The organism is uncultured Paraglaciecola sp. (assembly GCF_913058035.1).
Classification (GTDB): Bacteria; Pseudomonadota; Gammaproteobacteria; order Enterobacterales; family Alteromonadaceae; genus Paraglaciecola.
The window spans coordinates 1-4,916 of sequence record NZ_CAJXPA010000248.1 but is presented as its reverse complement, the minus strand read 5'-3'; the positions used below and the strand labels follow the sequence as shown (position 1 = coordinate 4,916).

At 39.4% G+C, this 4,916-nt stretch carries 6 protein-coding genes and 1 pseudogene; 4 read left to right on the top strand and 3 right to left on the bottom strand.

All coding sequences use genetic code 11. From position 1 onward, the window contains the following. Window positions 1-359, top strand: a 359-nt coding sequence (locus QZ562_RS19530) for a hypothetical protein (RefSeq protein ID WP_293763977.1), incomplete at its 5' end; no start/stop codon positions are given. Window positions 360-417: 58 nt separating this feature from the next. Here the strand turns inward: QZ562_RS19530 and QZ562_RS19525 are convergent. Together QZ562_RS19525 and queF are read right to left on the bottom strand one after the other, a co-directional pair. Further along, window positions 418-1,191: pseudogene (locus tag QZ562_RS19525) on the bottom strand (pyrimidine/purine nucleosidase domain-containing protein); the annotation flags it as partial. A gap of 43 nt (window positions 1,192-1,234) precedes the next feature. Beyond that, window positions 1,235-2,074 carry an NADPH-dependent 7-cyano-7-deazaguanine reductase QueF gene (queF, locus tag QZ562_RS19520; RefSeq protein ID WP_293763975.1) on the bottom strand — a complete coding sequence of 280 codons (840 nt, stop codon included), beginning with the start codon at window positions 2,072-2,074 and terminating at the stop codon, window positions 1,235-1,237. A 137-nt stretch (window positions 2,075-2,211) separates the two neighbouring features. Between queF and syd the strand changes: the two genes are divergently transcribed. Then, on the top strand, window positions 2,212-2,769 hold the full coding sequence (syd, locus tag QZ562_RS19515) for a SecY-interacting protein (protein ID WP_293763973.1): 558 nt from the start codon (window positions 2,212-2,214) through the stop codon (window positions 2,767-2,769). Between the two features lie 3 nt (window positions 2,770-2,772). Here the strand turns inward: syd and QZ562_RS19510 are convergent, their stop codons facing one another. Next, window positions 2,773-3,060, bottom strand: coding sequence for a hypothetical protein (locus QZ562_RS19510; RefSeq protein ID WP_293763971.1), 288 nt, complete (start codon window positions 3,058-3,060; stop codon window positions 2,773-2,775). Window positions 3,061-3,273: 213 nt separating this feature from the next. On the opposite strand from QZ562_RS19510, the gene QZ562_RS19505 reads away from it, so the two are divergent. Together QZ562_RS19505 and QZ562_RS19500 are read left to right on the top strand one after the other, a co-directional pair. After that, window positions 3,274-3,642 (top strand): DUF3192 domain-containing protein, encoded by a 369-nt coding sequence (locus QZ562_RS19505; protein WP_293763969.1) that lies wholly within the window; start codon window positions 3,274-3,276, stop codon window positions 3,640-3,642. A 188-nt stretch (window positions 3,643-3,830) separates the two neighbouring features. Beyond that, on the top strand, window positions 3,831-4,475 hold the full coding sequence (locus QZ562_RS19500) for a GNAT family N-acetyltransferase (protein ID WP_293763967.1): 645 nt from the start codon (window positions 3,831-3,833) through the stop codon (window positions 4,473-4,475). The last annotated feature ends 441 nt before the right edge of the window (window positions 4,476-4,916 follow it).

The following is a 4,916-nucleotide window of genomic DNA, read 5'->3' as shown; positions in this document are numbered from 1 at the left end:
GCGAGAATGTCAGCATTCAAGCATCCATCGAATCGCCATTGGTCGTCTTGTTCGTCCAATACGGCAAAGAGGGCTTGTCCGATGCTTTGATGACAAAGCATGTTGTCTCTCGGAGTTCGAGCTTCCAAACCGGTGACACATTCCTCGTTCTCTTGGAGCGGCATACGGTGGATCATTTTGTCCACCGTGTCGTTATTGTGGACTCGCATGCGCTTGTAGTCATCCCGTTGGAAGAAGCACGCTTGTTTTTCTTCGGGAGTGTAATCACTGAGATGCGTGTGCTCGATGGTTTGTTTGTCCAGCGTCCGGGCGAATCGAACATTTCTTCTTCTTCGCTGGAAGGTTTGTCCTTCTTGTAGTTTGGTTCGGTCTCTTTTACCCACCTCGGAGCCCACGAGACCGTATTAGATTTCGTTTGCCTGCTCCTCCTGGAAAAATAACTATAGCATGAGATAAACGAATGAAAGCCTCTAGGCGTTTTTCAATATCTGGCATGATTACTAGTTCATTGACTATTGCATTAGGTGGTTCAGCGGCAATGATCCCAGGTTCTGTTAGGCCTAGGTAACGGCCATTTTTATAACGTTGTTTAGCATGACCTATGGTGGCACCTTTCATTGGGCCTTTCATCGCACCTGGACCACAGCCGGTACAAATGTTGAGTTTTCGTAGCCCAAGCTGATAACCTACTTCCTTGGTATATTTGTATTCCACTGTACCAATTGAATGTCCGCCCCAACAGACCACCATATTTAATTCTGCAGTGTTTTTAATGGTTTGTGCATGACGCAACATGTCAAATACGCTATGTGTTATATAGTCAGAATCAGGTGTAACTCCTAAAGACTGAGCTGAATACTTTGCCCCAATATGCAATAAATCACGCAACACAGAAAAGATGTGTTCATGAACACCTCTTATCAACTCTCCATCTACAAATGCGTGAGCTGGGGGATTGACTAATTCAATTTTCACTCCTCTTTCACGACTGATTAAATTAATTGCAAAGTCGTGGTGGGGTGCGAATATATTGTCGCTGTTATCAATTTCTGCGCCGCTGTATAAAACAGCTAAGCAGCAGTTTCGAAATAATTTGTACAAGTCACTATCTGTTGACTCGCTTAGTAAGTTGACTTCTAGCTGAGATAATTGGCTCATTGCGCCTATAGGATTGAGTTGAATTTTGTGCATAATCACCTGAATTTGTTGTGTTAATTCCTGAATGAAGGTTGATTTACTGTCTTGCCAGTCTACCCTCTGGATAAATTTGTTCAAAGTTACTTCTAAATGGATTGATATCCAGTCCTCCGCGACGAGTGTATCTTGCGTAAACACTTAACTTATTGGGTTTACATTGAGTCATAATGTCACAAAATATACGTTCAACACACTGTTCATGAAATTCGTTATGTTGCCTGAATGATATAAGGTAACGTAACAACCCTTCGTGATTTATTTGTTGGCCTTGATATCGAATTAAAACACTGCCCCAGTCAGGTTGGTTTGTGATAAGACAATTCGATTTAAGCAAATCACTGCTGAGTGTTTCTTCTACTTGCTCGCTGCCAACGGTTAAATTAGATGGCTCAAGTTGGTAGTCATTCACTTCAATATCTAAATCATCGATAGATAACGCATCAAAGCTAGCAATTTGCATTTGTGAGAATTCTGCGGGCTTGAATAGCGCTATGTCGACCTGTTTACCTGCACACCGTGATAAGTCTTTGGTTAGGGCTTCAGAGACTGCTTCTATTGAGTCAAAGTAACTTTGGTTAAAACTATTTAGATATAATTTGAATGATTTTGATTCGACCAAATTTGGTGATGAGACGGGGACTTCGCAGCGCATAATCACCACTTGAGGTTTACCTTTAGGGTTTAACCAAGATAGTTCGTAACCGTTCCATCTGTCAGTCCCATGAAATGGTAGTTCAGTTGTTAAATTTAATTCCACTCTGTTCATACTTCTAGGAACGGCTTGTAATAGTTCTGGCGAGTATGTTTCTTTGTACTCAGTTATCTTGCCTAAACTTAATCCAGCAAGGGTTGCTTGTTTATCAAATATTTCGCTCACATTGACTCTTTATTGTTCTGTCTACGTTAATTCGATTAGTTTACCCCATGACTGCTTTTGTCAAAACCTTGAGATATCATTTTTTCATAATGATGTTAGATTAACCGTCTAAAAAATGTCGTTAAAAGAGAATGTTGATGAGTGAACAAGTAATCGCTGCGTTAGATGAATTTGTCCAAAAGTATTTAGCAACCGCTAAAAAACATCCAGCTATGTTGCTGATTGAGTATGACAGCGATTGGCCATCAGAATGTTATACATCATCAGGCAACACAGGTGACAAGGTTGATTGGCAGCCCATTAAGCGCTCAGACCTCGCTAATTTTAGCGATTTAGAAAAAGCGTTAGAAATGAAAATTCATGAGGATGTAATTAGTTATTATTCTGCGTATTGGAGCGATAATCTAATTGCTGAGACGGACAAAGGTCATTTACAATTACTACAGCCATTAAATCAGAACGATTTTGAGCGTTTGCAGCAAAATTTAGTGGGGCATATATTAATGAAAAGGAGACTAAAGCAGCCTGAAACACTGTTTATTGCTCTGACAGACGAAGACGATTTCATTCTTACAATCGACAACACTAGTGGCGAAGTGATGCTTGAGCAAGTCGGACTGTTGCCAAAAGAAGTAGTGGCGCCTAATTTAGCTGCCTTCATTCAGTCTTTAAAGCCTGCATATATAAACTCTTAATTTTTATTTATCCGTCATTCTAGCCAGTTCTTGCATTATTGTGGCGACCTGGTTCTCCAGTTGAGTAACACGTTGTTGTAATGATTTGTCACTCGCTGAGACCGCTAATTTCTGTTTGTTGGGTGTTTTGGGGCGGGTACCGGGATTAGATTTCCAACGTTGTAAACCCTTGATGGTCTCAGGAATAGTTAATGGATGCTGGGCCATACTTCTGATTAAAGCGATGGATGGTGTTTTACCCTGCTCAGACATATCAAAGCATAGGTTGACAATGTAGTCGATATTGCTCATTCGGTTGGTCAAAAATCCTAAATTTTTATCTAAATAACAAATACCATTTTAACTAATTGTCGACGTAATCACCATATATTTATATAAAACAGTCGGTTAGCGCTTTGGCCTCAATTTTGAATACTCCTTGTAAAAATGACCACCTTTAAAAAGTTATTTTTAGTCGTTAATGGCTACATTTTTAAATTAAAAAATATTAATAAGGATTGATCAATGAATAAGTTAGTCGTAGCGACATTGTTTGGGCTATCGTTAGGGTTGAGTGGGTGTGTGATTTCTGTCGACGGTGATGGTGAATATAGCCATCATTCTGATTGGCGCAACGTAGAGCAGACAAATCGTAAACATATTTCTCGATTACAACAAGATATCAGTTATGACGATATTTTAAATCGCATGGGTATAGCTGATTTTAATGAGTTTTATATAAAGGGCGAAGATACATATCAGGTGCTTTATTATCGAACACAACATATTGACGGTGATGGGGTAACCACAAAAGACGAATGCACACCACTGGTCTTTAAAAATAGTGCATTGCTAGGTTGGGGTGAAACGATTTACAACGCTACCAATAGGTAGTTAATTAATTACTTAAATCATTATTGCTCATTGATCTGTAGATTGATCTGTTCAGTGAGCAATCAACACTCCTGGCATTGCTGCCAAATAGATACGTTATTTGATAATATTTTTTTGATTTGCAACAAACTATTAACAAGGCGATACCCATAGGGTAAGGTGTCATTAAAAAATAAGGTATTGATTTGATGGAATTAGAACAACAACAAATGGCCAGCTTAGATAATATCAAAGCCATTTATCTAGCAGCCGAAGACTTAAAGATTGCCGCATCACTGTTGTATTTAGCTTACTATGATGACCCTTTATTTGTTGATATATTTAATTCTGAAAAGGAAGGATACGAATCTCGTTTACGCTCAGCTATTAGGGAAGAACTAAACGCGTTTTGGCTAGCCAAACAGCCTATGGTAGGTTTGTTTGATGACGAGCGATTGGTTGCTGTAGCTTGTTTAGTAAATCCCAACGCAGAGCTTGGACCTAATCGGTTTTGGCATTGGCGATTAAGGATGCTCCTGACTGCAGGATATTTTAGTACTAAACAAATGGTTGAGAAAGAAACTAGAATTCGAGAACGCGTTCCTGCTGAAAATTATCATATGTTATCTCTAATTGGTGTTCATCCTTATCATCAACATAATGGCTTAGGTCATATGTTGATGAGTGCAATTGAGGGTATTATGCTCGAAGATTATGATAGTCAGGGTGTCGGAATGTTTGTGACATTACCAAAATGTTTATCTTTTTTTGAGAACGGTCATTATGATTTGGTAGAGGAATTAAAAGTGGGGCGCATTAAAGGTCACTTAATGTTCAGACCTCGCGAAATCTAAAAATTTTGGCTGTAAGCATTTTACTTACTCCGTGTAAGAGATTTCGTACAAAGACGTAAGTAAAGACGTCAATTTTCGTTGTTATATAGCCAGTCCTTTTATAACCCCATGTTTTATATGATGTATTTATCTGCATTGAATTCTATTTTCAAGATTATGATCTTTTCCTCTTGTTACATACTCGCAAACCTTTTCATTTCCTCTATATTTACTTCGTCACACGGAAACACGACGAGTCAGGATGACACCAAGGATGACCATGGACAACTTCAGGACTGAAGACGATACCGCAAGGCTGCGGTACTAGATGGACGGGAACTCAGGAAGAGTGCTTTGTAAGGATACGAAGCTGATGGACAAGGACCACAATGGACGGTGCCTCGTATAGGATGCGAGAACAAGGACAGGAACTCAGGAAGAGTGCTTTGTAAGGATACGAAG

Excerpts from the sequence above, each read along its gene's own strand:
- syd (WP_293763973.1), top strand. The coding sequence starts at position 2,212 with ATGAGTGAACAAGTAATCGCTGCGTTAGATGAATTTGTCCAAAAGTAT.
- QZ562_RS19510 (WP_293763971.1), bottom strand. The coding sequence starts at position 3,060 with ATGAGCAATATCGACTACATTGTCAACCTATGCTTTGATATGTCTGAG.
- QZ562_RS19505 (WP_293763969.1), top strand. The coding sequence starts at position 3,274 with ATGAATAAGTTAGTCGTAGCGACATTGTTTGGGCTATCGTTAGGGTTG.
- QZ562_RS19500 (WP_293763967.1), top strand. The coding sequence starts at position 3,831 with ATGGAATTAGAACAACAACAAATGGCCAGCTTAGATAATATCAAAGCC.